Annotated in this window: 21 protein-coding genes; 10 read left to right on the top strand and 11 right to left on the bottom strand. The window is 70.8% G+C overall.

The features are described from left to right. Window positions 1-72: 72 nt before the first annotated feature. The 4 genes from A6A29_RS38260 to A6A29_RS38275 all read left to right on the top strand — a co-directional run bounded on the left by A6A29_RS38260 (window position 73) and on the right by A6A29_RS38275 (window position 4,796). Window positions 73-948 carry an NTP transferase domain-containing protein gene (locus tag A6A29_RS38260; protein ID WP_073727847.1) on the top strand — a complete coding sequence of 292 codons (876 nt, stop codon included), beginning with the start codon at window positions 73-75 and terminating at the stop codon, window positions 946-948. Next, window positions 945-2,423 carry a molybdopterin molybdotransferase MoeA gene (locus A6A29_RS38265; RefSeq protein ID WP_073727849.1) on the top strand — a complete coding sequence of 493 codons (1,479 nt, stop codon included), beginning with the start codon at window positions 945-947 and terminating at the stop codon, window positions 2,421-2,423. The genes A6A29_RS38260 and A6A29_RS38265 overlap by 4 nt, the downstream gene beginning before the upstream one ends. Continuing rightward, window positions 2,381-3,523, top strand: coding sequence for a potassium channel family protein (locus tag A6A29_RS38270; protein WP_073727851.1), 1,143 nt, complete (start codon window positions 2,381-2,383; stop codon window positions 3,521-3,523). The genes A6A29_RS38265 and A6A29_RS38270 overlap by 43 nt, the downstream gene beginning before the upstream one ends. 283 nt (window positions 3,524-3,806) lie before the next feature. Then, window positions 3,807-4,796 carry an NAD(P)H-quinone oxidoreductase gene (locus A6A29_RS38275; RefSeq protein WP_073727853.1) on the top strand — a complete coding sequence of 330 codons (990 nt, stop codon included), beginning with the start codon at window positions 3,807-3,809 and terminating at the stop codon, window positions 4,794-4,796. 187 nt (window positions 4,797-4,983) lie between these two features. Here A6A29_RS38275 and A6A29_RS38280 read toward each other — a convergent pair whose 3' ends face one another. The 6 genes from A6A29_RS38280 to A6A29_RS38305 form a co-directional block, all read right to left on the bottom strand. Beyond that, window positions 4,984-5,532 carry a bacterial proteasome activator family protein gene (locus A6A29_RS38280; protein WP_073727855.1) on the bottom strand — a complete coding sequence of 183 codons (549 nt, stop codon included), beginning with the start codon at window positions 5,530-5,532 and terminating at the stop codon, window positions 4,984-4,986. Between the two features lie 238 nt (window positions 5,533-5,770). Further along, window positions 5,771-8,617, bottom strand: a complete 2,847-nt coding sequence (locus tag A6A29_RS38285) for an FtsX-like permease family protein (RefSeq protein WP_073727857.1) — start codon at window positions 8,615-8,617, stop codon at window positions 5,771-5,773. Continuing rightward, window positions 8,614-9,378 (bottom strand): ABC transporter ATP-binding protein, encoded by a 765-nt coding sequence (locus A6A29_RS38290; protein ID WP_073727859.1) that lies wholly within the window; start codon window positions 9,376-9,378, stop codon window positions 8,614-8,616. The genes A6A29_RS38285 and A6A29_RS38290 overlap by 4 nt, the downstream gene beginning before the upstream one ends. Before the next feature lie 271 nt (window positions 9,379-9,649). Next, window positions 9,650-10,273, bottom strand: coding sequence for a PadR family transcriptional regulator (locus A6A29_RS38295; RefSeq protein WP_073727861.1), 624 nt, complete (start codon window positions 10,271-10,273; stop codon window positions 9,650-9,652). 94 nt (window positions 10,274-10,367) lie between these two features. After that, window positions 10,368-11,099, bottom strand: coding sequence for a hypothetical protein (locus A6A29_RS38300; protein WP_073727863.1), 732 nt, complete (start codon window positions 11,097-11,099; stop codon window positions 10,368-10,370). A 254-nt stretch (window positions 11,100-11,353) separates the two neighbouring features. Then, window positions 11,354-12,988: a protein kinase domain-containing protein gene (locus tag A6A29_RS38305; protein ID WP_073727865.1), complete on the bottom strand. Its 1,635-nt coding sequence runs from the start codon at window positions 12,986-12,988 to the stop codon at window positions 11,354-11,356. 294 nt (window positions 12,989-13,282) lie between these two features. Here A6A29_RS38305 and A6A29_RS38310 point away from each other — a divergent pair, with 294 nt between their 5' ends. Further along, a complete protein-coding gene (locus A6A29_RS38310) occupies window positions 13,283-14,860 on the top strand; it encodes a protein kinase domain-containing protein (RefSeq protein ID WP_073727867.1) in 1,578 nt (525 codons plus the stop codon). 48 nt (window positions 14,861-14,908) lie between these two features. Here A6A29_RS38310 and A6A29_RS38315 read toward each other — a convergent pair whose 3' ends face one another. From A6A29_RS38315 to A6A29_RS38325, 3 genes are all read right to left on the bottom strand, one after another. Beyond that, the gene (locus A6A29_RS38315) at window positions 14,909-15,952 is read right to left on the bottom strand and encodes a phosphotransferase enzyme family protein (RefSeq protein WP_073727869.1); all 1,044 of its coding nucleotides are present in this window, start codon (window positions 15,950-15,952) and stop codon (window positions 14,909-14,911) included. A 63-nt stretch (window positions 15,953-16,015) separates the two neighbouring features. Next, window positions 16,016-16,444: a pyridoxamine 5'-phosphate oxidase family protein gene (locus tag A6A29_RS38320; RefSeq protein ID WP_073727871.1), complete on the bottom strand. Its 429-nt coding sequence runs from the start codon at window positions 16,442-16,444 to the stop codon at window positions 16,016-16,018. 213 nt (window positions 16,445-16,657) lie between these two features. Next, on the bottom strand, window positions 16,658-17,317 hold the full coding sequence (locus A6A29_RS38325) for a response regulator (RefSeq protein ID WP_073727873.1): 660 nt from the start codon (window positions 17,315-17,317) through the stop codon (window positions 16,658-16,660). Between the two features lie 378 nt (window positions 17,318-17,695). On the opposite strand from A6A29_RS38325, the gene pdhA reads away from it, so the two are divergent. From pdhA to A6A29_RS38340, 3 genes are read left to right on the top strand one after another with little or no spacing between them, the layout of a single operon-like run. Continuing rightward, window positions 17,696-18,853, top strand: coding sequence for a pyruvate dehydrogenase (acetyl-transferring) E1 component subunit alpha (gene pdhA / locus A6A29_RS38330; protein ID WP_073727875.1), 1,158 nt, complete (start codon window positions 17,696-17,698; stop codon window positions 18,851-18,853). A 2-nt stretch (window positions 18,854-18,855) separates the two neighbouring features. Beyond that, window positions 18,856-19,836, top strand: coding sequence for an alpha-ketoacid dehydrogenase subunit beta (locus A6A29_RS38335; RefSeq protein WP_073727877.1), 981 nt, complete (start codon window positions 18,856-18,858; stop codon window positions 19,834-19,836). 11 nt (window positions 19,837-19,847) lie between these two features. Beyond that, window positions 19,848-21,290, top strand: coding sequence for a dihydrolipoamide acetyltransferase family protein (locus tag A6A29_RS38340; RefSeq protein ID WP_073727879.1), 1,443 nt, complete (start codon window positions 19,848-19,850; stop codon window positions 21,288-21,290). 206 nt (window positions 21,291-21,496) lie between these two features. On the opposite strand, the gene A6A29_RS38345 is transcribed toward A6A29_RS38340, so the two are convergent. Next, the gene (locus A6A29_RS38345) at window positions 21,497-22,396 is read right to left on the bottom strand and encodes a D-alanyl-D-alanine carboxypeptidase family protein (RefSeq protein ID WP_073727881.1); all 900 of its coding nucleotides are present in this window, start codon (window positions 22,394-22,396) and stop codon (window positions 21,497-21,499) included. A 217-nt stretch (window positions 22,397-22,613) separates the two neighbouring features. On the opposite strand from A6A29_RS38345, the gene A6A29_RS38350 reads away from it, so the two are divergent. Together A6A29_RS38350 and A6A29_RS38355 are read left to right on the top strand one after the other, a co-directional pair. Further along, window positions 22,614-23,297 carry a GntR family transcriptional regulator gene (locus A6A29_RS38350; RefSeq protein ID WP_073728134.1) on the top strand — a complete coding sequence of 228 codons (684 nt, stop codon included), beginning with the start codon at window positions 22,614-22,616 and terminating at the stop codon, window positions 23,295-23,297. Then, window positions 23,294-24,604 carry an MFS transporter gene (locus A6A29_RS38355; RefSeq protein ID WP_073727883.1) on the top strand — a complete coding sequence of 437 codons (1,311 nt, stop codon included), beginning with the start codon at window positions 23,294-23,296 and terminating at the stop codon, window positions 24,602-24,604. The genes A6A29_RS38350 and A6A29_RS38355 overlap by 4 nt, the downstream gene beginning before the upstream one ends. 53 nt (window positions 24,605-24,657) lie before the next feature. Here the strand turns inward: A6A29_RS38355 and A6A29_RS38360 are convergent, their stop codons facing one another. After that, window positions 24,658-25,482 (bottom strand): maleylpyruvate isomerase family mycothiol-dependent enzyme, encoded by an 825-nt coding sequence (locus A6A29_RS38360; protein ID WP_073727885.1) that lies wholly within the window; start codon window positions 25,480-25,482, stop codon window positions 24,658-24,660. Window positions 25,483-25,648 lie beyond the last annotated feature (166 nt).

A 25,648-nucleotide genomic window follows, 5' to 3' on the forward strand; every position in this document is an offset into this window, starting at 1 on the left:
CGAACCGGGTTCGGCCGGTCACGGTCCGCCCCGGCGGGATCAGGGGTGGTGGGCGGCGCCCATACTCGACGCATGACCGCGTATGACGTGATCGTTCTTGCCGGAGGAGCCGCCAAGCGGCTCGGCGGCGCCGACAAGCCAGGGGTCCGGGTCGGTGGCCGCGCGCTGCTCGACCGGGTTCTCGCGGCCTGCGCCGGGGCCGCCACCACCGTTGTGGTGGGCAGCCGCAGGCCCACCGGGAGGCCCGTGACCTGGGCGCGCGAAGTCCCGGCGGGCGGTGGCCCCTTGGCGGCGCTCGGGGCCGGGGTGCGTCACACGTCGGCGGAGCGTGTTCTCGTACTCTCCGCCGACCTGCCGTTTCTGGGAGCGGGCACCGTCGAAGCCCTGCTGGCAGCCGCGGGGGAGGACGGCAGGGAAGGCGCCCTGTGCACCGACCCGGACGGGCGTGACCAGCCCCTGGTGGCCGCCTATCGCGGCGAGCCGCTGCGCCGCGAGCTGGCGCTCCTGGCCACCGAGTACGGCAGCCTCGCCGGGCTTCCGCTGCGGTTGCTGACGGCCGAGCTGGATCTTGCCCGGGTCGACGCAGGACCTCTCGCCTCGTTCGACTGCGACACTTGGGAAGACGTCGCGGAAGCCAGGGGCCGTATCAGGGAGCATGGGACTGTGCTGGACGAATGGATCACCGCAGTCAAGAACGAACTGGGCATCGACCTCGACGTCGACACCGACGTCCTGCTCGACCTCGCCCGTGACGCCGCACACGGTGTCGCCCGGCCCGCCGCACCGCTCACGACCTTCCTGGTCGGGTACGCGGCAGCGAAGGCGAGCGAGGGAGCGGGTCCGCAAGGCGCTCCCGAGGCGGTGGCGGAGGCAGCCCGCAGGGCCGCCGCGCTGGCGCTGCGGTGGGAGGACGAGACGGCAGGCGGCGACGGGGCCGGGTCCCCATGACCGCACGTGGCCCCGGGACCGGTGGCGCCTCCCCCGACGCGCCTTCGGAGGACGAGGAGCGCGCCGTCGAGCAGGCCCTGGCGCTGGTCGCTCACCTGCCCCATGACGCGCACCGCCCGCCGGACCCTGTCCCCGAAAGGGCCGGGGGCACCACACGCAGCGCCCCGCCCCCCTCCACCACACCTTTCTCCCCCTCCACATCCCCCACGGTCGCACCCGGCCGCCGCGTCCACGCGCACCGCACCCGCGCCATGCCCTGGGACCGTGCCCGCGACCTTGCCTCTCGTGCGGGGCGGGCCTCGCCCGTCGCCGCCCTCCGGCTCCCCCTCGACCGGGCCCTGGGCCACGTCCTCGCCGAGCCGCTCGGCGCACTCACCGATCTGCCGTCCTTCGACACCTCGGCCATGGACGGCTGGGCCGTCGCAGGCCCGGGGCCGTGGGCCTACGAGGCGGGCGAGGGGATTCTGGCCGGACGCCGTGCGCCCGATCCGCTACCCGACGGCGGGGCGGTACGGATCGCGACCGGCGCCCGTGTCCCGGCGGACGCCACGGCCGTCATCCGCAGCGAGCACGCCCATGCCGACGAGGCCAAGGGGCTGCTGTACGCACAGCGCGAGGTCGTTCCCGGGCAGGACATCAGGCCCCGGGGCCAGGAGTGCCGCTCCGGCGATCAACTGCTGCCCGTGGGAACACTGGTGACCCCCGCCGTGCTCGGCCTGGCCGCCGCGGCCGGGTACGACGCGTTGGCCGCCGTGGGCCGGCCTGTTGTCGAGGTCTTCGTACTCGGCGACGAGCTGCTCACCTCAGGACTTCCGCACGACGGGCTGATCCGCGACGCACTCGGCCCCATGCTCGGCCCCTGGCTCCGGGCGATGGGAGCCGAGGTGTCCGGGCCCCGCCGGCTGGGGGACGACGCGGAGGCGCTGCGCCACGCCCTCACCACCTCACGGGCCGACCTGATCATCACGACCGGCGGGACCGCGGCGGGGCCGGTCGACCACGTTCACCCGGTTCTCGCCGAGGTCGGCGCAGAGCTGCTGGTCGACGGGGTCGCCGTGCGGCCCGGCCATCCGATGCTGCTGGCCGAACTGCCTTCGGACGGGCCCTATCTGGTCGGCCTTCCCGGCAATCCGCTCGCTGCCGTGTCGGGCCTGCTCACGCTCGCGGAACCGCTGCTCGGCGGGATCGCGGGACGCCCTTCCCAGGAGCCGTACCAGGCACTCGTCCATGCCGAGGTGCACGGGCACCCGCACGACACCCGGCTCGTCCCCGTGATCCACCGGGCAGGCCGTGCGGGCGGCCGGGACCACGTCGCACCCCTGCATTACAACGGTCCGGCGATGCTGCGCGGGGTTGCCGCGGCGGACGGGCTGGCCGTTGTGCCGCCGGGCGGGGTACGGTCCGGCACCGAGGTGGAGATCCTCGATCTACCGTGGGCCCCGGCGACGCCGTGGACGGAAGGGTGTTTCACGTGAAACTTCCCGGCCATGACGCGATGGCCAGGCGCGCGGAGGAGCATGTCGTCACCACTCGGGTGATGCTGCCGCGCAGAGTCGTCGACGGACCGGCGCGGCAGGTCGCCAAGCGGCTGATGATGGCGCTGATGGTGCTGGCCGCCACCGTTCTCATCGTCTGGGTCGACCGTGGCGGCTACAACGACAACGCCGACGGCAAGGTCGATCTGCTGGACGCGGTGTACTACGCGACGGTCACCCTCTCCACCACCGGCTACGGCGACATCACCCCGTACGGAGACGGCGCCCGGCTGACCAACGTGGTGCTCGTGACACCGCTGCGCGTGCTCTTCCTCATCATCCTGGTCGGCACCACTCTTGAGGTCCTTACGGAACGGACCCGGGAGGACTTCCGGCTGAAGCGTTGGAGATCCAACTTGCGTGACCACACCGTCGTCGTCGGCTTCGGCACGAAGGGCCGATCGGCGATCCAGACCCTCTGTACCACCGGCCTGAAGAAGGAGCAGATCGTCATCGTCGACCCGGCGTCGAAGGTGATCGAGGCGGCCAACGCCGAGGGCTTCACGGGGGTGCTCGGGGACGCGACCCGGAGCGATGTGCTGCTGCGGGCCGAGCTCCAGAAGGCCCGTCAGATCATCATCGCCACACAGCGGGACGACACGGCGGTACTGGTCGCGCTGACCGCGCGCCAGCTCAACCGCGGAGCGAAGATCGTGGCTGCGGTGCGCGAGGAGGAGAACGCGCCGTTGCTGCGGCAGTCCGGCGCCGATGCCGTGATCACCAGTGCCAGCGCGGCCGGCCGACTGCTCGGCCTCTCCGTACTCAGCCCGAGCGCGGGCACCGTGATGGAGGACCTGATCCAGCAGGGCAGCGGTCTCGATCTCGTCGAGCGGCCGGTGATAAAGGCCGAGGTGGGCAAGAGCGTCCGGGAGACGGAGGACCTGGTGGTCAGCGTGCTGCGCGGGCACCGGCTGCTCGGTTACGACGATCCGGCGGCCAGTCCCCTGCAGCTGACGGACCGGCTGATCACGATCGTGCGGGCGAGTCCGTCCCACACTTCGCCGACGAACAATCTGCCTCAGGCGCCGCAGCGCCCGTGACCCGGAGCTGACGGGGCCGGCCTCGCCGCCCGCACCGGCCCCACCGGCTCCACCGCACGCAACGCACGCACCGACCGCATCGGGCAGACCGACAGCGCCGGACACGTACCCGGCCCCACCGCGCGCACCTGCCCCATCGCGCGCATCCGGACGGGTGCGCGGACAGGACGGGTGCGCGGACAGGACGGGCGCGCGGACAGGACGGGCGCGCGGACCGGACGGGTGCGCCCGGTTCCGCCTGCCGTCGCGGGTCTCGTGGGCCGCACGGAGTAGCCTCGCGGCCATGTATGCGATCACGATCCCCGAACCCGGTGGCCCCGAGGCGCTCGTGTGGGCCGAGGTGTCCGATCCCGTACCCGGCGAGGGCGAGGTGCTCGTCGAGGTCGTGTCCAGCGCGGTCAACCGCGCCGATGTACTGCAACGGCAGGGCTTCTACAACCCGCCGCCCGGCGCCTCCCCCTACCCCGGTCTGGAGTGCGCGGGGCGCGTCGCGGCGCTCGGCCCGGGGGTGACCGGATGGTCGGTGGGCGACGAGGTGTGCGGGCTGCTGGCGGGCGGCGGGTACGCGGAGAAGGTCGCCGTACCGGCCGGTCAGCTGCTGCCCGTACCGGACGGCGTGGACCTGGCGATGGCCGCGGCGCTGCCCGAGGTGACCGCGACGGTGTGGTCCAACGTCTTCATGGTGGCCCACCTGCGCCCCGGCGAGACACTGCTCGTCCACGGCGGATCCAGCGGCATCGGCACGATGGCCATCCAGCTCGCCAAGGCGGTCGGCGCGCGGGTCGCGGTGACCGCGGGCGGACCGGAGAAGCTGGCGCGCTGCGCGGAGCTGGGAGCGGACATCCTCATCGACTACCGCGAACAGGACTTCGTCGATGAGCTCCGCAAGGCGACCGACGGCGCGGGCGCGGACGTCATCCTGGACATCGTCGGTGCGAAGTATCTGGACCGGAACGTGCAGGCGCTCGCCGTGAACGGCCGGCTCGCGATCATCGGCCTCCAAGGCGGCGTCAAGGGTGAGCTGAACCTGAGCGCCCTGCTGAGCAAGCGGGCCGCCATCACCGCCACGTCCTTGCGGGGCCGCCCGCTCGCCGAGAAGGCCTCGATCGTCGCGGCCGTGCGCGAACATGTGTGGCCGCTGATCGGCGGGGGCGTCGTCCGGCCGGTCGTGGACCGCACGGTGCCGATGGAGGACGCCGCTCAGGCGCACCGGGTGCTGGAATCCAGTGCGCACATCGGCAAGGTGCTCCTGCTCGCGCCCGCTTCCGCGTGAGGCCTACCTCCCGCCTCCGTCCGAGGCGTACGGGAGGCGTACCTCCCGCTTCCGCGTGAGGCGTACCCGATGGACGCCCGCCTGATCCGTACGCGACGGGCGTACGCGGCGCCGTTGACGCGGTCGGGCCCGGCACACACCTCGCTGTGTGCCGGGCCCGTTCGGTCCGTCAGTGCTGTTCGGCGGGTTACAGGTAGGGGCCGGAGCGGATCGCTCCGTGCGGGTCACCGCCGCCGTCCTCGTCCTCGTGGCCCGTGCCGGGCGGCAGGGCGCGACGCATCTGTTCCAGCTGGGCGCGGGCCGCCATCTGCTGGGCGAACAGAGCGGTCTGGATGCCGTGGAAAAGGCCCTCCAGCCAGCCCACCAGCTGGGCCTGCGCGATCCTCAGTTCCGCTTCCGAGGGGATGGACTCCTCGGTGAACGGCAGCGAGAGCCGCTCCAGCTCCTCCACCAGCTCCGGGGCCAGCCCGTCCTCCAGTTCCTTCACGGAACTGGCGTGGATCTCCTTGAGCCTGACCCGGCTCGCCTCGTCGAGGGGAGCCGCTCTGACCTCCTCCAGGAGTTGCTTGATCATGCTGCCGATGCGCATGACCTTTGCGGGCTGTTCGACCATTTCCGTCACCGGGACCTCGCGCGACTCGTCGTCACTGGTACCGCCGCCGATAGCCATTCCGTCCTGTCCCACTACGAGGACCTGGGGGTGCTCCTGCGACCGGTCATTCCTCGGCATTTCCATGCGCCCATTCTCTCGCACACATGCCGTACACGACTGTGGTGCCCCCGGGAACGGATGATCCACCGTCCCTGGGGGCGCCGGAAGCAGCCGGGTCGGCCGTGTCGGACCAGGGTCGAGGGGGTGCGGTCGCACCTCCTCGCGGCCCTGATCAGCCCTCGCGGCACTGACCGGCTCTCGCGGCCCCGGTCGGCTCACGCGGCCAAGGTCAGCTCGCGCGACCCCGGTCGGCGGGGCGTGCTCACCCCGCCCGCCGGGTCAGCGTCAGGCGTGAGCGGGTGAGGCCGGCGGCCAGCAGTCCGGCCAGCACCGGCACCACCACGGCCAGCAGCCCGATCGTCTCCCAGGGCAGCACGATCGGGGTGTAGGCGGAGTCCATCGGCTGCTCGCGCATCGCCCGCATCGCCTCGCGCAGATCGATGAGCCGCAGGGCGACCGCGGGCACGACGCCCGCCACCGTACCGAGCAGCACCCCGGTGAGCGCGACGACCAGGCACTGGAATCCGGAGAGGGAGCGTCGCACTCCCGGAGGCGCGCCCACCGCGCTGAGCGTGGTCAGGTCGGCCTCCGCGTCGGCCTTGGCCAGACCGGTGGTGATGGCGGCCGCGCCCAGGGTCACCACGCCCGCGAACAGGGCGAGGATCAGCAGGATCGTGTCCTCCCCGCCGGACGGACCGTTGTCCGACGTGACGTAGGCGCCGCCGCCGCCCTGATCGATCGCCGCCGAGGTCGCCTGCCGCTCGGCCTCGGTCGGGGGGTGCGAGAGCGTGTACAGGCTTCCGTGGTCCTGCGTGTGCAGACCCAACCGGTCCGCGGCCTTCTGCGGCATGAGCAGGCGGATGCCGGGCGTCGCGGCGTACTTCGCGGGCGCGACGTAGACCTTCAGCCGGTCCGTGGTGGTGCGGGCCTTGCCGGGGTGCAGCTCGCGGTTCTTTTCGTCGCGGTCGCTGTACGTGTGGACGGCCTTGAGGGTGACCTCGCCGTTCTTCGCGTAGGCCGGGTTCAGCAGGACGGGAGTGCCCGCCTTCAGTGCTTCGGCCGCCGCGGGGTCGTCGAGCTTCACGTACGAGGTGAGCAGCGAGGCGTCAGCGATGACGATCTTGTTGATGTCGGTGCCGAAGGACGTCATGTTCATGTACTCGTCCATGCAGGCGGGGGAGTTCGTCAGCCGCTTGTGCTCATCGGCGGAGAGCCGGGCGGCGAGTTCCTTGGCACCCCGGCCGTTCAGCGGGCAGTTGTGCCCCTTGCCGGTGGGCTTCACCAGATCGAGGGAACCGCAGCCGTTCTCCTCCTCGTGGAAGGTGTAGCAGTCGCTGCCCGCCCAGACCCGTCCGATGTCGGAGCGTTCACCGCTGACGGGCATGTTCCGCTCGACGGCCGCCCGCGCGCCCGGCAGCCGTCCGGTCTCGGAGGGCTCCGAGAGGAGGGCGGCGGTGCCCGCGGTGAGGGCCGGTGTGTAGTCGTAGTCCTGCTCGGCCGAGGAACTGGCGGCGTACGTGGCGACGGCGATGGTGCCGGCCACGGCGGCCATCACCGCGGCGACGGCCGGCGCTGTACGTCCCCGGTTGCGGGCCGCGTCGCGGAGCGCGATGCGTGGGGTGAGCGGCAGCCTGCGGCCGAGCCGGCCGAGGAAGCCGACGATGACCGGGATACAGGCGAGCACGCCCAGTTCCGCGACGACCGAGCCCCCGGCGACCATGGTCGTGTCACCGTTGATCCCTCCGTAGACGGCGACGGCGGCACCGGCAGCCATCGCGACGCACCCGAGAACGGGCATCACGCGGGAGCCGCGGCGGGTACCGCGGCGGCCGGTGAGCGACTCCAGCACGGACTGGCGGCCCGCCACGACGGCCGGTGCGAGCGCCGCGAGCACGCCGGTGACCAGGCCGAGTACGGCGATCGCCAGCAGCTCCCCGGGGCGGATGGTCAGGCTGCCGAAGCGGTGCCCGGCGTAGTTCTCGATCATCGGACGGCACAGCGCGGTCAGGCCGAGTCCGAGCACCACGCCGAGGACGGCGCCGATCCCGCCGAGCACCACACCACCGGCGAGCACCACGGCCCGGACCTGACTCCGGCTGCCGCCGCACGAACCGACGAGACCGAGCTGCCTGCGTGAGCGACGCGCGCCGACGGCGAACGCCGGTCCTGCCAGCAGCACGATCTCCAGGACCGCCATGGCCACCACGGTGAGCAGGGCCGCGCTCCGGGGCTGACTGCCGGTGCCGCCCCCGCTCATCCGGGCGGCCATCGGGATCTCGGAGTCCGGCGGCGGGTCGAGGACGGCCTGGCGGGACAGCACCAGTGCGCCCTTCTCATTGGCGGCGAGTACGTCGGGCCAGGTCACTCCGGCGCCGGCCGGGCCCTGGACCAGCCACTTCGTCCTGCCGGGGTTGGGCGGGAGGATCTTGCCGTCACGGTCGACGGCGGCCTTCCAGGGGGCGATGACCGTGCCGGGATCGGCGTAGAGGGACTTCTTGTCCAGCGCCTGGGGCAATTCCACGGTGCCGGTGAGGGTGTACGTCAGCTCGGGGCCGCGCACGGTCATACGGGAGCCGATGTGGAGGCCGGACGACTTCATGAAGGCTTCGGTGGCGGCGATCTCGCCCTTGCCGTGCGGGAACGTGCCGTCGAGCAGGGTGATCCTGCCGCGGACCAGCCGGTCCGCGGTGCGCAGCTCGGTGATCTCGGTGTTTGTGATGCCGTGGCCGGTCGTGACGGAGGCGGGCACGGACTGTTCGGTCAGGAACCGTGAGCCCTTCGGGAACGTGGCCGGTACGTCGACCGGCTTCCGCTTCTCCTCCGGCACCTGGGCGTCGTCGGGGGTGCCCCAGCCGCTCTGGTCGGGCATCTGCTGGATCGGTGTCCGGCCCAGGCCCGCATCGGTGAACTGGGCGTCCGCCGCACCCATCTTGGCCGTCAGCTCCTTGGCCTCGGTCATGGCGGAGCTGCGGTACGTCACATCGGCGGCCGTCACCCCGAGGACCGGCAGGGCGATCATCGCGACCACCAGGGCGCTGCGGCCCTTGGCCCGCATCGCGTCGCGGCGGGCTATGCGGAAGGTGGCGCGCCACCCCGGGAAGACGCTCACTCGGCGGCCTCGGCGGCGAGCAGGGAGTCGGCCCCGGTGGTCAGTGTCTGGTCGATGATCGAACCGTCCCGCAGGAACACGACCCGGTCGGCCCAGGCGGCGTACCGCGGCTCATGGGTCACCATCACTCCGGCCGCGCCCTGGTCGCAGCGATTGCGCAACAGGGCGAGGACGGCCTCACCCGTCTCGGAGTCGAGCGCTCCGGTCGGCTCGTCGGCGAGCACCAGGCGCCGGTCCCCCACGAGCGCGCGGGCGATGGCGACGCGTTGCTGCTGGCCGCCGGACATCTCGTCCGGGAAGCGGTCGGCGATCTCGGCCAGGTTCATCTCGGCCAGGGCCGCGAGGGCTTCCCTGCGGGCCTTGCGGACGGAGACGCCGTCGAGTTCGCGGGGCAGGGCGATGTTCTCGGCGGCGGTGAGGGCCGGGATCAGGTTGTAGTCCTGGAAGACGTATCCGACGCTGCGGCGGCGCAGGGCGGCCATGCCCTTGCGGCCGAGGGCGGCGATGTCCTGGCCCTCGATGACGACCTGGCCACTGGTGGCCGTGTCGAGCCCCCCGGCCAGGGTCAGCAGCGTGGACTTGCCGGAACCGGACGGACCCATCACGGCGACCAGTTCGCCCGTGCGCACGGAGAGGTCGACGCCGCGCAGGGCGTGCACTTCGGCGATGCCGGATCCATGGGTACGGGTCAGTGCCCGCAGTTCGAGAACGGCCTGGCCGACGGGCTGGCCGACGGGCGGGGCGGGTACGGGCGAGGACATGGTGGTGGTTCCCCCTAGGAACGGTCGGAGCAGGTCGGGCGGGGAGGGGCGGGGATAGTGGAGGGCGGCGAGGCGCGGACAGGGCCGCGGGCCTGCCCGCGTACGGCTGTGGAGCTGCGGGAACGGCAGCGGGGGCGGTCGGAAGGGCGGGCCTGTCCGCTTGCAGCCCCTCGTAGGCCGCTCGGAACGCCCTTCGAAACGCCCCTCGAAACGCCCCTCGTACGCCGCTGGACAGGGCGGCTGTCGCCGGGTGGGCGGCCGGGGCGCCGGGTCAGCGCCGGGCGCGCGGGCGGGCGGCGAGGAGGCGGGCGGGGCCGCGGGTGGCGGCCGGACCGGAGCCGGCCGTCGGCTCGGTGGCGGCGGCCTCGGCGAGGCGGACGAGCCGGGCCTCGCAGTGATCCAGCCACCGGGCCTCTGCCTCGGCCTGGAAGATCAGCTGTTCCACCACGAGGAGCCAGGCGACCTCGTCACGGTTGGCCGGCACATCGGCGAGGGCCTGGGCCTTGAGCCGGGTGTAGTCCTGCATGGCCTTCAGGGTGTGGTGGCGCTGGGCCTGGATGACGTTGCGGATGTCGACGCCCGGGGCGCCCACCGCCATCGCCAGCTTGATCGCCAGTTCGTCGCGGGGCGGGTTGGCGCGATCCACGGGCGTCTCGAACCAGTTGCGCAGTTCGGCACGGCCGTCGTCGGTGATCGCGTACAGGTCGTGGCCCGCGTCGTCCGCGCCGTCCTGCGCGACCATGCCGTCGCGCTCCAGGCGGCTGAGCGTCGTATAGACCTGGCCGACGTTCAGCGGCCAGGTGGAGCCGGTGCGCGACTCGAATTCGGTGCGGAGCTGGGAGCCGTACCGCGGCCCGCGCTCCAGGAGGGCGAGTAGCCCGTGACGGATCGACATACTGAGTATGTATACCGAGTATGTTGCTCGTGGCAAGTCCCTCAGGAGACTCGTGGCAAGTCCCTCAGGAGACCGGACGGAGGTCCGGACCGGCTCAGTGCCCGCGACGCATACGGAACGCGAGGAAGCCCAGCCCCAGCCCGACCAGGGCGATCCCGGCGCCGAGCGAGATCTGCTGCACCTGTCGCACGGCGCGCGCGTCCAGCGCCTGCGCGGACGCCTGCCGGGACTCGGGGAACGCGCTGGGCGGCGGGGTGTAGACGGGCACGTCAGTGGCGTCGGGCTCCGGTACGTCCTCGTCGAGGGGGGCCTCGGCCCGCGCGAGCTCCAGCGGTGACAGCGACCGCCCGGGACGCGCCCGCCCCTCACCGGCCACCTGGCCGGCCAGCGGTGGCTCCGAAGCGGACGCGGAAGCGGAAGCGGAAACGGAAGCGGACGGGGGCGGGGCGGCAGGGTCGGAGGCGCTTGTCGGCGGACTGCCGGGGGGCTTCGCGGGGGCATCGTCCGAGGCGCCCGAGGGGGTGGCCGCCTCCGAGGACGCGAGCGGACCGCTGCCCGCAGGGCGGAGCGTCGCCGGGCCCGACGGAAGGGCGGAGGGCGGAGCGGAGGGAAGCGCGGACGGCCCGGCGGAGGCCGGCGGGGACGAGGGCGCGGAAGGAGCATCGGAAGCGTTCGTCGAGGGACGGAGTGAGACGGCGCCGGCCGCACTGCCGGCCTGCCCTCCCGCGTACGCCTCCCCGCCCACCGTCCCCAGCGCCGCCCCCGCCACCATCACCAGACAGGCCACGCACTTCGACGACCGCGCGGGGAGGAGTCCTGGAGCCATGAGATCAGCGTCACACGCGCCGATATATCCGGCATCCCGGATGAGAAGGCGCCACCCGTAGGCGCGACGGCCCGGCCCGCACCACGCGCATCGGCATGCATCACACGTATTGGCCCGCATCACGTGCAACGGTGGGCATCACGCGTATCGCCGCGCACCATGAGCAACGCCGCGCACCACGTACAACGGCGGCACCATGCGTAACGGCGCCGACGCGAGGGGACCGGAGCGATCCGGACCGGGGTGCTGCCCAGCTAAGCCGGGTCGCCGGTGGAGATCCGCAGTTCGAAGTGGGCGCCCCGCTCCGCGACCGCCGTACCGGAGGCGGGGAACTGGTTGACGACCTGGTCCTCGGCGTAGGCGTTGCCCGGCTCCTTGATCTCCTTGATCGTCCACCCCGCCGCCAGGGCACAGGCCTTCGCCGAGTTGATGTCCTTGTAGATGAAGTTCGGCGCCATGACCTTCTGCGGGTCGTTCGTGTCCTCCATCGCGTCCGTGCAGGCCTCGGTCTTCATCGTCCGGTTGCGCTCCGGCGGCTTGTGCTCGCCCGCCACCGTCGAGTCGCCGTCCTTGCCGGGTTCGTCCTTGTTCTGGAGGGACAGCGCCGTGATCAGGCCGCCGACCGCGAGCAGCGCGACAACGATCGAGCCGACGATGACCGGCATGTTCCGCTTGGAGCCACCGCCGCCGCCTGCTCCGCCACCGCCGGTGTTCTGCGGGGAGGTCATGTACGGCGGCGGGGTCTGGTGGGCCAGCGGGCCCGCGGCCTGGTACGCCGGGGCTGCCTGCGGGTAGCCGTAGCCCGACGCGGGCGTCGGGGCGGAGGTCTGCTGGTACGGGCCCGGCTGGTGCGTCTGCGGCTGCGGCTGGTACGGCATCTGGATGCTCTGCGGCGACGTGGACGACTGGTCGACGGGCGGGAAGACCGCCGATCCGACGCCGGAGCCGCTGTTGGTGGGAGCCCCGCCGCTGACGATCACCGGAGCGCCCGTCATACCGCCCGAGGCGTTCAGCACGCGCGCGATCTCGTCCCGCATCGCGGCGGCGCTGGGGAAGCGCTCGTTCGGGTTCTTCTTCAGCGCGCGGGCGACGAGTGCGTCCATGGCCGGGGTGATCGAACGGTTGATGCTGGACGGAGCGACGGGCTCCTCCTGCACATGCGCGTACGCGATGGCGAGCGGCGAATCCGCGTCGAACGGGATCCGGCCGGTGAAGAGCTGGAAGAGCATGATGCCGACCGAGTACAGGTCGGACCGGGCGTCCACCCCGCGTCCGAGGGCCTGCTCGGGGGAGAGGTACTGCGGCGTGCCGACGACCATGCCGGTCTGCGTCATCGACGTGACGCCCGACTGCATGGCGCGGGCGATGCCGAAGTCCATGACCTTCACGACGCCGCGCTTGGTCATCATCACGTTGCCGGGCTTGATGTCCCGGTGGACCAGCCCCATCTCGTGGCTGGTCTCCAGCGCGGCCAGCACATCGGCCGTCACCTTGAGCGCCTTGTCGGCGGGCATCGCGCCGTAACTGCGGATGTCCGCCTGGAGTACGGAGCCGAGCGGCTGCCCCTCGACGTACTCCATGACGATGTACGGCATCAGCGCGCCGCCGAGCTCGTCCTCGCCGGTGTCGAAGACCGACACGATGTTGGTGTGCTGGAGCTTGGCGACGGCCTGCGCCTCGCGCCGGAACCGCTCGCGGAAGGACTGCTCGCGCCCCAGCTCCGTGTGCAGGGTCTTGATCGCGACCTGGCGGTCGAGCGCCGCGTCGTAGGCCAGATATACGGAGGCCATCCCGCCTTCGCCGAGCAGGTCGCGAAGCTGGTACCGGCCGCCCGCGACGGCACCGCCCGCATAGCGACCCTGTGCGCCGTGTGCGCCGTCCTGGCTCATGACTTGCTTCCCCCTCGGCGCGCGACTGACGCGATGATCCGTAGTACGGGCCAAGTCTGCCCGAGGGGTACGACACGTCAAGCCAGGTGCCCGTTCCGTGACCCTAAGCACAGGAAGCGTCTCGGAAGCGTTACAGGATCCGCATGGAATTTGCTTGTGCGGCACGCCAGCCGGTTGGATGACCCGTCCCTCTCGGAACAGGTGTGTCCGACAGAGGCTGTAGCGTGACGTGGCAATGCAGCTAGGCACCGTGAGAACCCGCGGACGCGCGGACAGATACGACGGCGAGGACTGATGGCACCCGATTCCGAAGCAAACGGCGGCGGAGTTTCGGATGGCACCGACTCCTGGGGGATCGGCGGTGTCGTCGGCGACGGACGTTACCGGATGACTCACCGGCTCGGCCGGGGCGGCATGGCCGAGGTCTATGCCGCGGAGGACGTCCGTCTGGGACGTACGGTCGCGGTGAAGCTGCTCCGTTCCGATCTCGCCGAGGACCCGGTCTCCAAGGCCCGTTTCACGCGCGAGGCGCAGTCGGTCGCGGGCCTCAACCACCATGCGATCGTCGCCGTGTACGACTCCGGCGAGGACATCGTGGGCGGCCAGACCGTCCCGTACATCGTGATGGAGCTGGTCGAGGGCCGCACCATCCGTGATCTGCTCCTCAACGCCGAGGCCCCGCCGCCGGAGCAGGCGCTGATCATCGTCTCGGGGGTGCTGGAAGCCCTCGCGTACTCGCATCAGCACGGCATCGTGCACCGCGACATCAAGCCCGCCAACGTGATCATCACGGACTCCGGCGCGGTGAAGGTGATGGACTTCGGCATCGCCCGCGCGCTGCACGGCGCGCAGTCGACGATGACCCAGACCGGCATGGTCATGGGAACACCTCAGTACCTCTCCCCCGAACAGGCGCTCGGCAAGGCGGTCGACCACCGCTCCGACCTGTACGCCACCGGCTGCCTGCTCTACGAACTCCTCGCCCTGCGGCCCCCGTTCACCGGTGAGACCCCGCTCTCCGTGGTGTACCAGCACGTCCAGGACATTCCGGTGCCGCCCTCCGAGGTGTCGGACGTGGTGCCCCCGGAGCTGGACGGGATGGTGATGCGCTCGCTCGCGAAGGACCCGGACGACCGGTTCCAGAGCGCCGAGGAGATGCGCGGCCTGGTCCAGTACAGCCTGCAGATGCTCCAGGTGCAGGGCGGCCACACCGGTACGTGGAACACCGGCCCGGTCGCGATGCACGAGGCCGGCCACACCCCCGCCATGGGCATGACGGGCGGGACGACGGCGATGGGTCACCCGATGCACGGGGAGACCTCGCAGGGGCCGATCCTGCCGCCGATGAACCCGGACGACGGGGCGTACGACGGCGGGCACCGGTCCGGTGGCGGTCGCGGCAAGATGTGGCTGTTCGTCGTGCTCGCGCTGATCGCGATCGGCGCGGGCGTCGCGTTCGCCGTCCAGGCGGCGAACGACAACGGCAAGAAGAAGGATCCGGTCGACCCTCCGCCCTCCGTCTCGCAGTCCGAGAAGGAGACCTCACCGGATCCGACCGACGAGGAGACCGAGCCCTCCGAGGAGCCGGACAACTCCTCGGGCAATCAGACGCAGCCCAACGAGCGGCCGTGGACCCCGTCCGAGACTCCGAGCAAGCCGTCGTTCACCCCGTCCGGCACCCCGAGCCCGCCGGACTCGGGCGGCAACTCCGACGGCAACACGAACGACGGCAGTACGGGCGAGCCGACCGACGAGCCGACCAACCCGACCACCGATCCGGGATCCCCGGGCGGCAACGGGGACGACGGAGGCGCGGAGGACGGCGGAACGGGGACCACCCTCGGCACATCGGTGGGCCAGACCACCCCGTAACCCCGGACCACCCCGGAGCACCGGACCGTCTGCGGCTTCGCCCGGCCCTCACCCCGTGAAGGCCTCGCACACCGCCTCGTACTCGCGCGTCCACCACACCGCCAGGGCCGACACCGCAGGGAACTGCGGGTCGGCCCTGCGGTCGTGCAGGCGGTAGCGCCAGCGCAGTATCCAGAAGTCGTTGAGCCGCTCCCACCACACCCGGTGCACCGCTGCGGCCAGTTCCGCCGCCCCCGCCCCGGCCGCGTGCCGGTACGCGCGGGCGTACGCCCGTACCTTGTCCAGCTCCAGCTCTCCGGCCGGCTGGACGAAGAAGATCGCCGCGGCGCGGACCGCTTCCTCGGCGCGCGGCTGGACCCCCAGCCGGTCCCAGTCGACGATCGCGACCGGGTCCGCACCCCGGTAGAGCAGGTTGAGGGGGTGGAAGTCACCGTGGACCCACCCCGTGGCGGGCCCCTCCGGGGTGGGCGGGCGGCGGTGGGCGTGCCGTTCCAGCAGGGTGCGCCGCTCCACCAGCCGGTGTACGGCGAGTTCGTCGAAGGCGTCCCTGGCGGTGTTCCGGGGGTGCTCTCCGCGGGCCGCCGCCAGCAGGTCGTCGATCAGCGCGAACGTGTCGGCGGGATCGGGGCTCCCGTATCCGGGCCGGGTCGGCTGCCCGGCGGCCGTACAACCGTCGGTATCGCTGCTGCCGGGCGCCATGACCTGTTCCAGACCGGTGTGTACGGCTCCGAGGAGCGTCCCGAGCCGTTGCGACTCGGCGCGGGTCAGCTGGGCGCCGACCCGGTGCATGCCGTCCACCCAGGGGTGCAGGGCGTAGCAGCGGTCGTCGATGACCGTGACCGTGTCACCCTCTGTGTCCGTGAGCGGCGGGACGACGGGCACGCCGAGCGACTGGAGGCGCTGGGTCGCGCGGTGCTGTCGCACGATCGTCGCGCGCTCGCCGGTGGCGTCGTCCAGATGCTGTTTGTCGAGGTGGTGCTTGAGGAAATAGGAGCCGCGGGTGGTGGATACGCGGTAACCGTGGTTCAGGAGCCCCTTGTTGAGCGGTTCGCAGGCGAGCGGTTCACCGGCGTCCGGGTAGCGGCGCAGCACCTCGCCGACCGGAGGAACAGGCGGGTGGGTTGCATATGAGCGCGGCACTTACCAAATGGTAGATCACGCTGCGTTGCGGATCGCCTGACTTGCGTCGAAGTCCAGAGTGTGCTCTGTGACGAAGTGGGGGGCCAGGCGGAGAAAGGCCGGTTCGAAGGGCTCACCGTTGACCATGACGGGGCCGGCGCCGAACATTTCCCGCTGTTCGGGGCCGGGGTGCACGATCTCGGCGGGGCCGGTGAACTGCACCGACCAGAGGTTCTCGCCGTTCTCGGAGGCCGAGGCGTTGAAGTTGTCCGCACCGTAGGCGACGACGCTTCCGTTGCACGCCTCGTGATAGCCGAAGCCGCTGTGCATCCGCAGGAGGATGCGGTCGCCGACCACGATGTGGCGGGCCACCGCCAGGAAGGGGAGGGCCCGCATGCTCGTCGCCAGCCGGCCGTAGGGGACGCGGCCCAGCAGCTCGATCGCGTGGAGTTCCTCAGAGGACATAGGAACCACTGTCCGATACCGGTAGGGGCCCGGTAAGAGTCGGCGGCCCCGGGTGCTGCGGGACCAAAGTCCCAAGATCACCCGGAGTCGCCCGACGCGACTTCCCGCGACTTCCCGCGGCCGTCCGCGACTTCCCCTGCGGCGGTCCGCGACTCCCTGCCGCGGTCCGTGACTCCCCGCGGCTCGGTGCGCCTCAGTGCGTCCCGGTGCCGCTCATCGGCGCTCGGCCTGCCGCCGGGCCACATAGGCGGCGGCCTGCGACCGGCGCTCCATGCCCAGCTTGGACAGCAGACTGGAGACGTAATTCTTGATCGTCTTCTCGGCGAGGTGGAGGCGCTCGCCGATGACCCGGTTGGTCAGGCCCTCGCCGATCAGGTCCAGGATCTTGCGTTCCTGCTCGGTGAGGTTGTCGAGCTTGTCGTTGCTCTTGCCGTTCTTGCCCTCGCGCAGCCGTTCCAGCACCCGGGCGGTCGCCGCGGGGTCCAGCAGGGACTTCCCGGCCGCCACGTCCCGTACCGCGTTCAGCAGCTCGTTCCCGCGGATCGCCTTCAGGACGTAGCCGGACGCGCCCGCCATGATGGCGTCGAAGAGGGCCTCGTCATCGGCGTACGACGTCAGCATCAGGCATTTGATGTTCTCGTCCCGGGAGCGGACCTCCCGGCACACCTCCACCCCGCTGCCGTCCGGCAGCCGTACGTCGAGCACCGCGACATCGGGACGCGTCGCCGGGATCCGCACCAGCGCGTCCGCCGCCGTGCCGGCTTCACCGACGACCTCGATGTCTTCCTCGACGGAGAGAAGCTCATGGACTCCGCGTCGGACGACCTCATGGTCGTCGAGCAGAAATACAGTGATTTTTCCATCGTTCCGCACGAACGCAGTCTCACACACTCGCTTCGGCTCCGCTCCTGTCAGCTCCGGTTCGGCTCCTCACCGCCCTTCCCTGGCGCCTTTCTCCGGGATAACGTGCCGTTGTTCCGGCGGCCTGCAAGGCTGTTACCAGTGCTGTGACCAGCAAGACTTCGCGATTTTTTCGATTTACTTGGAAATCCAAGCAAAATCGCAGGTCAGATAGGGTTTCGCAGTTATGCGAAGCACTGGGTAACGTGCCTATGACAGGGCGCTCGCCGGGGCACCTGTCACGCCTGATCCCGGCCGAGCTGCACCCACCCCGTGCACGGGTCCGGAAACAGGCGAGCCGCACTGGTTCCCGGCAGACCCCGGGGGCCGGACCGACGGAGGAGCACGCACGTGACCGTGGAGAGCACTGCCGCGCGCAAACCGCGACGCAGCAGCAAGCGGACCAGCGCCGCGAAGACGCCACAGAGTTCCGAGCCCCAGCTCGTACAGCTGCTGACGCCCGAGGGCGAGCGCGTCGAGCACCCGGACTACCAGATCGATCTGACCGCGGACGAGCTGCGTGGTCTGTACCGGGACATGGTTCTGACCCGCCGCTTCGATGCGGAGGCGACCGCCCTTCAGCGCCAGGGCGAGCTGGGCCTGTGGGCCTCGCTGCTGGGCCAGGAGGCCGCGCAGATCGGCTCCGGCCGGGCGCTGCACGACGACGACTACGTCTTCCCGACCTATCGCGAGCACGGCGTCGCCTGGTGCCGCGGGGTCGACCCGACCAATCTGCTCGGGATGTTCCGCGGCGTGAACCACGGCGGCTGGGACCCGAACACCAACAACTTCCACCTGTACACGATCGTCATCGGCTCGCAGACCCTGCACGCCACGGGCTACGCCATGGGCGTCGCCAAGGACGGCGCGGACTCGGCCGTGATCGCGTACTTCGGTGACGGCGCCTCCAGCCAGGGCGACGTCGCCGAGTCGTTCACGTTCTCCGCGGTCTACAACGCCCCCGTGGTGTTCTTCTGCCAGAACAACCAGTGGGCCATCTCCGAGCCGACCGAACGGCAGACCCGCGTCCCGCTCTACCAGCGCGCCCAGGGATACGGCTTCCCCGGCGTCCGGGTCGACGGCAACGACGTGCTCGCCTGTCTGGCGGTCACCAGGTCGGCACTGGACCGGGCCCGCCGGGGGGAGGGGCCGACCCTCGTCGAGGCGTTCACGTACCGGATGGGTGCCCACACCACCTCCGACGACCCGACGAAGTACCGGGCCGACGAGGAGCGGGCGGCCTGGGAGGCCAAGGACCCGATCCTGCGGCTGCGCACATACCTGGAGAAGCAGAAGCTCGCGGACAGCGCGTTCTTCACCGCGCTGGACGAGGAGAGCGAGACCCTCGGCAAGCGGGTGCGCGAAGCGGTACGGGCCATGCCCGACCCCGACCCGATGGCGATCTTCGAGCACGGCTACGCGGACGGCAGCTCCCTCGTCGACGAGGAACGCGCCCAGTTCGCCGCCTACCAGGCATCGTTCGCAGACTCTGCCGAGGAGGGCAACTAGCCATGGCCGTGGAAAAGATGTCCATCGCGAAGGCGCTCAACGAGTCGCTGCGCCTCGCCCTCGACACGGACCCCAAGGTCCTCATCATGGGCGAGGACGTCGGCAAGCTCGGCGGTGTCTTCCGCATCACCGACGGACTGCAGAAGGACTTCGGCGAGGGCCGGGTGATCGACACCCCGCTCGCCGAGTCCGGCATCGTCGGTACGGCGATCGGACTGGCCCTGCGCGGCTACCGTCCCATCGTCGAGATCCAGTTCGACGGCTTCGTCTTCCCCGCGTACGACCAGATCGTCACGCAGCTCGCGAAGATGCACGCCCGTGCGCTCGGCAAGATCAAGATGCCGGTCGTCGTCCGGATTCCGTACGGCGGCGGCATCGGCGCCGTCGAGCACCACAGCGAGTCGCCCGAGGCCCTCTTCGCGCACGTCGCGGGCCTGAAGGTGGTCTCGCCGTCCAACGCGAGCGATGCCTACTGGATGATGCAGCAGGCCGTCCAGAGCGACGACCCGATCATCTTCTTCGAGCCGAAGCGCCGCTACTGGGACAAGGGCGAGGTCGACACCGAGTCCATCCCGGGGCCGCTGCACAAGGCGTCCGTGGCCCGTACGGGCTCCGATCTCACCCTCGTCGCCTACGGCCCGATGGTGAAGGTCTGCCTGGAAGCGGCCGCGGCCGCCCAGGAGGAGGGCAAGTCGGTCGAGGTCCTGGACCTGCGGTCGATGTCCCCGATCGACTTCGACACCATCCAGACGTCGGTCGAGAAGACCGGCCGGCTCGTCGTGGTCCATGAGGCGCCCGTGTTCTACGGTTCCGGGGCCGAGATCGCCGCCCGGATCACCGAGCGCTGCTTCTACCATCTGGAAGCACCGGTGCTGCGGGTCGGCGGCTATCACGTCCCCTACCCGCCGGCCCGCCTTGAGGACGAGTACCTGCCGGGCCTCGACCGGGTGCTCGACGCCGTCGACCGCTCGCTGGCGTACTGAGGAGAGGGGTCGTGACGACGATGACCGAAACGTCTGCTCGTTTCCGTGAGTTCAAGATGCCCGATGTGGGCGAGGGACTGACCGAGGCGGAAATCCTCAAGTGGTACGTCCAGCCCGGTGACACGGTCACCGACGGGCAGGTCGTGTGCGAGGTCGAGACGGCCAAGGCGGCCGTGGAGCTGCCGATCCCGTTCGACGGGGTGGTGCACGAACTGCGCTTCCCCGAGGGCACGACCGTCGATGTCGGCCAGGTGATCATCACGGTGGACGTGGCGCCGGGCAGCGGTGACGCCGCTCCGGTGGCCGCCGCCGCGGTCCCGGCGCCGGCTCAGGCTCCGACGGCCGCCGAACCGGAGGCCGAGGCGCCGAAGGGCCGTCAGCCGGTCCTGGTCGGCTACGGCGTGGCCGAGTCCTCCACCAAGCGCCGCCCGCGCAAGGGTGCCGCGACGCCGGAGCCCGCGGTCGCCGCCGTGCAGGCCGAGTTCAACGGTCACAACGGCCATGCCACGGTGACCGTCGTGCCGGCCGTGCCGGGGAGCCGCCCGCTCGCCAAGCCGCCGGTCCGCAAGCTCGCCAAGGACCTGGGCATCGACCTGGCGTCGGTCAGCCCGACCGGCAAGGACGGCATCATCACCCGCGAGGACGTCCACGCGGCGGCCGCGCCCGCCCCGGCCCCCGCGGCCGTGTCCGTCGCCGCGGAGCCCACCGCGGGCGCCGAGCCCGAGGCACCGGCCGCGCAGGCATCGGCGACCGCCCGGGAGACCCGTATCCCGGTCAAGGGTGTCCGCAAGGCCATCGCCCAGGCGATGGTCGGCAGCGCCTTCACGGCGCCGCACGTCACCGAGTTCGTCACGGTCGACGTCACGCGCACGATGAAGCTCGTGGCCGAGCTCAAGGAAGACAAGGACATGGCGGGAGTCCGGGTCAACCCGCTCCTGATCATCGCCAAGGCGCTTCTGGTCGCGATCAAGCGGAACCCGGACGTCAACGCCGCCTGGGACGAGGCCAACCAGGAGATCGTTCAGAAGCACTACGTGAACCTGGGCATCGCGGCCGCCACGCCGCGCGGTCTGATCGTGCCGAACATCAAGGACGCGCACGACAAGACCCTGCCCCAGCTCGCCGCGGCACTGGGCGAGCTGGTCACCACGGCCCGGGAGGGCAGGACGTCGCCCGCGGCCATGGCGGGCGGCACGGTGACGATCACCAACGTCGGCGTCTTCGGCGTCGACACGGGCACGCCGATCCTCAACCCCGGCGAGTCCGCGATCCTCGCGGTCGGCTCCATCAAGCCCCAGCCGTGGGTCCACAAGGGCAAGGTGAAGCCGCGCCAGGTCACCACCCTGGCGCTCTCCTTCGACCACCGTCTGGTCGACGGCGAGCTGGGCTCCAAGGTGCTGGCGGATGTCGCCGCGATCCTGGAACAGCCGAAGCGGCTGATCACCTGGGCCTGACGGCCCGGACACTCCGGCAACCGGTGGGCCCGCGCGGCTGAACGCGCGGGCCCACCGGCCTGTTTCACGTGAAACAGGACGAAGTGCGGCGTCCCCCGGGCCGAATCCGCGGCCACCCACCGCGTGCCGCTCCGTCGTACGCGAACGGGGGTGCGGCCACCATGATGGTGGCCGCACCCCCGCAGGGCTTCCAGGAGACGGACGGGTTACTTCTTGAAGCCGTAGTCCATGAGCTTCTTCGCGTCCGCGGTGCGGTTGGCCTCGGAGGACGAGGTGAGCACCGTGCCGATGACGGTCTTGCCCTTACGGGTCGCGGCGAAGACCAGGCAGTACTTGGCCGTCGGGCCGGAGCCGGTCTTCACACCGATCGCGCCGCTGTAGCTACTGAGCATCTTGTTGGTGTTGCTCCACGACATGTTGCGGAAGCCGCCGCTCTTCGTGGTCACCTTCTGCTTCGTCGACTTCGTCTTGACGATGGAGCGGAACGTGGAGTTCTTCATCGCCTTACTGGCGATCTTCGTCAGGTCGCGGGGGGTCGAGTAGTTCTTCGTACCCCCTATGCCGTCGAACGAGTCGAAGTGGGTGTTCTTCAGCTTGAGGCTCTTCGCCGTGGAGTTCATCTTGCCGATGAAGGACTTCACGCGGGCCGCACGGGTCTTGCCGGAGCCGAACTTGTCGGCCAGCGCGTAGGCGGCGTCGCAGCCGGACGGGAGCATCAGGCCGTAGAGCAACTGGCCCACCGTGACCTTGTCGCCGACGATCAGCCGGGCGGACGAGGCGTTCTTGGAGACGATGTAGTCGCTGTACGCCTTCTGGATCGTGACCTTGGATTTCAGGTTCACGTTCTTCTGCGACAGCACCACGAGCGCCGTCATGATCTTGGTGGTCGAGCCGGTGGAGCGGCGGGTGTCCGCGGACTTGGTGAAGAGGGTCTTGCCGCTGCCGTTGTTCATCACGAAGCCGCCCTTGGCGACGATCTTCGGCTTCGGCGGCGCTGCTGCCTGCGCCTGGGTGGCGAAGGCGCTGCCCGCGAGCACGGCACCCGCGGTGAGGGCCACGGTGGCGGTGGCGGATGCGCGATTGATGCGCTTGATCCCGATTTTCAACTGAACGCTCCAAATGCCCCTGAATTGCGGCCACATAAGGGTGCCGCTCGGTGGTGAGACTCCTGGGGCGGGGTAATGGATGTGTTCCCGAGGGGGTGAATCTGTGCCTGCTCGGTCACGTTTTCCTCAAGTCCGGGGGGAGCCGGCCGACGCGCCCGGGGCGTCCAGAATCCGGACCGGATCCCTCATGCGTACATGTTGTATCTATGCTGTGTGCATGCCTGCCGCGCCCCCCGCCCCCGTACAGCCGCCCAAGACCTCGCTCAAGCGGCCGCCCGCCGCCGAACGCGTCTACACCCATATCAAGGAGGCCGTCCTCGGCCGCCGCTACGAGGGTGGGACGCTCCTCACCGAAGGTGATCTCGCGGAGGCCGTGGGGGTCTCCCGGACGCCCGTGCGCGAGGCGCTGCTGCGGCTGGAGGTGGAAGGGCTGATCAAGCTCTATCCGAAGAAGGGCGCTCTGGTGCTCGCCGTCTCCGCGCAGGAGATCGCGGACGTGGTGGAGACCCGGCTGCTCGTCGAGGAGTTCGCCGCGCGCAAGGCCGTGCCCGCTTCGGCGCGGTTCATCGCCCGGCTCGAACAACTCCTCGGTGAGCAGCGTCAGCTGGCGGAGGACGGGGACCTGGCGGCCGTGTCGGTGAAGGACCGCTGCTTCCACGCCGAGATCGTGCGGAACGCCGGGAACGAGATCCTCTCGCGCCTCTACGACCAGCTGCGCGACCGTCAGCTGCGGATGGGCGTCGCCGTGATGGAGGCCCACCCCGGCAGGATCGCCGCCAACATCACCGAACACGGTGAGCTCCTGGACGCCATCAGGGCCGGTGACGCGGAGGGCGCCGCGCAGGTCGTGCGACGCCATGTCAGCAGGGTCAAGGTGCTGGTCAGGGGTGAGGACCGGTGAGCTCTGCCGCCGCCCCCACGCTGTCCCTGCCCGGAGATCCGCCCGGCGGCCGGCGCGCCGCCCGGATCTGGGGCATCGGGGTCGCCGTCTACTTCGTCGCCATCATCTTCCGTACGAGCCTGGGGGTCGCCGGGCTCGACGCCGCCGACCGGTTCGACGTCAACGCCTCGGCGCTGTCGACGTTCTCCATCCTTCAGCTGCTCGTCTACGCGGGCATGCAGATACCCGTCGGCCTGATGGTCGACCGGCTCGGCACCAAGAAGGTCCTCACCATCGGGGCCGTCCTGTTCACCGTCGGGCAGCTGGGTTTCGCGCTCTCCCCCTCCTACGGCACGGCGCTCGCCTCCCGGGCACTGCTCGGCTGCGGTGACGCGATGACCTTCATCAGCGTGCTGCGGCTCGGCAGCCGCTGGTTCCCGGCCCGGCGCGGGCCGTTGATCGGCCAGGTCGCGGCACTCTTCGGGATGGCGGGCAACCTCGTCTCGACGCTCTTCATCGCCCGCGCGCTGCACGGCCTCGGCTGGACCACGACCTTCGCGGGGAGCGCGATCGCGGGTGTGGTGGTGCTGGTGTTGCTGCTGCTGTTCCTCAAGGACCACCCCGAGGGCCACGAGCCGCCACCCGCCGAACACGCGGGCGCCGCGTACGTACGCCGGCAGATCGCCGCCGCATGGCGGGAGCCCGGTACCCGGCTCGGTATGTGGGTGCACTTCACCACGCAGTTCCCCGCCATGGTGTTCCTGCTGCTGTGGGGGATGCCGTTCCTCGTGGAGGCGCAGGGGCTGAGCCGGGGGACCGCCGGTGAACTGCTCACCCTGGTGGTGCTCTCCAACATGGCGGTCGGGCTCGTCTACGGGCAGATCATCGCCCGTCACCATGCGGCGCGCGCCCCGCTCGCCCTGGGCACGGTGGGGGTGACGGCTCTGCTCTGGGCCGCCACGATCCTCCACCCGGGCGACCATGCGCCGATGTGGCTGCTGATCGTTCTGTGCACGGTGCTGGGCGCCTGCGGGCCCGCTTCGATGATCGGCTTCGACTTCGCCCGGCCGGCCAATCCGCCGGAACGTCAGGGCACCGCGTCGGGAATCGTGAACATGGGCGGTTTCGTCGCCTCGATGACCACGCTGTTCGCGGTCGGCGTGCTGCTGGACGCGACCGGCGACAACTACCGCATCGCGTTCGCCTCGGTCTTCGTCCTGGAAGCGCTCGGGGTCGTACAGATCCTGCGGCTGCACACCAGGGCCACGCTCAGGGAACGCGACCACCACGTGGTCAGCCGCGTCGAAGCGGTGCACGTACCCGTGTAGTACGGCGGCGCGCCCGTCTCTCGTCCTCAGGACGGGCGCCGCCGATCGGGGAACTACGGCGTGACGGCGAAGTGGTGCAGGATCGCGGCTGCCAGATCCTGGTCGCCCTCGATCTTGATCCGGTCCGCGACCGCCGCCGCCCGGACCCGGCCGCAGGCCAGGCGGTAGTACGTCTCCCAGTCCATCGCCAGCGTCACCGCGGGGCCCAGCGACGGCGCGCCGTCGATCGAACCGCGGCCCTCCGCGTCGACCCGGACCGTCCGCAGGAACTCCAGCGGACCGTGCACATCGAGCACGACCGCCGAACTGGCCGGTGCGCCCGCGAGCTTGGCGACCACCTTGGGCAGCGCTTCGAGCAGGGTGTCCCGGACGATGTGGGCGCCGGGGGAGTCCAGATTGCCCGGGACGCCCAGCGTGGCGCGCAGGTCCTGCTCGTGCACCCAGACATCGACGACCCGCATGTGCATGGCCAGTTCGAGGGTCTGCTGCGCACCGAGGGGCGCCCGCACCATCGTGTCCGGGGCGCGTGTCTCGTTGCGCAGCTGCCGGGCGCGGCGGATGAGCGTGTACTCCAGCTCGGAGGTCATCTCGGGCGCGGTGTGGTGGCGCCGTACGTCGACCTGCATCTCCATGTAGCGGGCGAAGTCGCTCTGTACGTGGTAGAGGTCGCGCGGCAGGGTGTGGATGGGGCGCGGGTCGCCGAGCATCTCGCACTCCATGCCGATGATGTGCGACACGACATCACGCACCGACCAGGCGGGGCAGGGCGTACGGCGGTTCCACTCCCCCTCGACGAGTGGCTTGACCAGCTCGGCTATCGACTCGATGGAGTGGGTCCAGGCGTCGGCGTAGGTCTGGAGGCTGGGATGGACGGTCACGGGACCCCTCGTGCGGTTCTGCGGTGCATGGGCTGGAGAGCAGGGAGTGCTGGCGGGCGGGCTGGCACTGACGGCGCTGTCGGCGAGCTGCGTGGGAGGTTCGTTGGCTAAGTTACGCTGCGAGCAGGCACCCCGGCAGTGCTTTCGTGTGACGATCGTAGGCCCG

Source organism: Streptomyces sp. TSRI0281, assembly GCF_001905125.1.
Taxonomy (GTDB): domain Bacteria; phylum Actinomycetota; class Actinomycetes; order Streptomycetales; family Streptomycetaceae; genus Streptomyces.

What these genes read in the sequence shown, in the direction of transcription:
- A6A29_RS38260 (WP_073727847.1), top strand. Translation starts at nt 73, where the DNA reads ATGACCGCGTATGACGTGATCGTTCTTGCCGGAGGAGCCGCCAAGCGG.
- A6A29_RS38310 (WP_073727867.1), top strand. Translation starts at nt 13,283, where the DNA reads ATGGCACCCGATTCCGAAGCAAACGGCGGCGGAGTTTCGGATGGCACC.
- A6A29_RS38275 (WP_073727853.1), top strand. Translation starts at nt 3,807, where the DNA reads ATGTATGCGATCACGATCCCCGAACCCGGTGGCCCCGAGGCGCTCGTG.
- A6A29_RS38305 (WP_073727865.1), bottom strand. Translation starts at nt 12,988, where the DNA reads ATGAGCCAGGACGGCGCACACGGCGCACAGGGTCGCTATGCGGGCGGT.
- A6A29_RS38280 (WP_073727855.1), bottom strand. Translation starts at nt 5,532, where the DNA reads ATGGAAATGCCGAGGAATGACCGGTCGCAGGAGCACCCCCAGGTCCTC.
- A6A29_RS38290 (WP_073727859.1), bottom strand. Translation starts at nt 9,378, where the DNA reads ATGTCCTCGCCCGTACCCGCCCCGCCCGTCGGCCAGCCCGTCGGCCAG.
- A6A29_RS38335 (WP_073727877.1), top strand. Translation starts at nt 18,856, where the DNA reads ATGGCCGTGGAAAAGATGTCCATCGCGAAGGCGCTCAACGAGTCGCTG.
- A6A29_RS38265 (WP_073727849.1), top strand. Translation starts at nt 945, where the DNA reads ATGACCGCACGTGGCCCCGGGACCGGTGGCGCCTCCCCCGACGCGCCT.
- A6A29_RS38350 (WP_073728134.1), top strand. Translation starts at nt 22,614, where the DNA reads ATGCCTGCCGCGCCCCCCGCCCCCGTACAGCCGCCCAAGACCTCGCTC.
- A6A29_RS38320 (WP_073727871.1), bottom strand. Translation starts at nt 16,444, where the DNA reads ATGTCCTCTGAGGAACTCCACGCGATCGAGCTGCTGGGCCGCGTCCCC.
- A6A29_RS38295 (WP_073727861.1), bottom strand. Translation starts at nt 10,273, where the DNA reads ATGTCGATCCGTCACGGGCTACTCGCCCTCCTGGAGCGCGGGCCGCGG.
- A6A29_RS38300 (WP_073727863.1), bottom strand. Translation starts at nt 11,099, where the DNA reads ATGGCTCCAGGACTCCTCCCCGCGCGGTCGTCGAAGTGCGTGGCCTGT.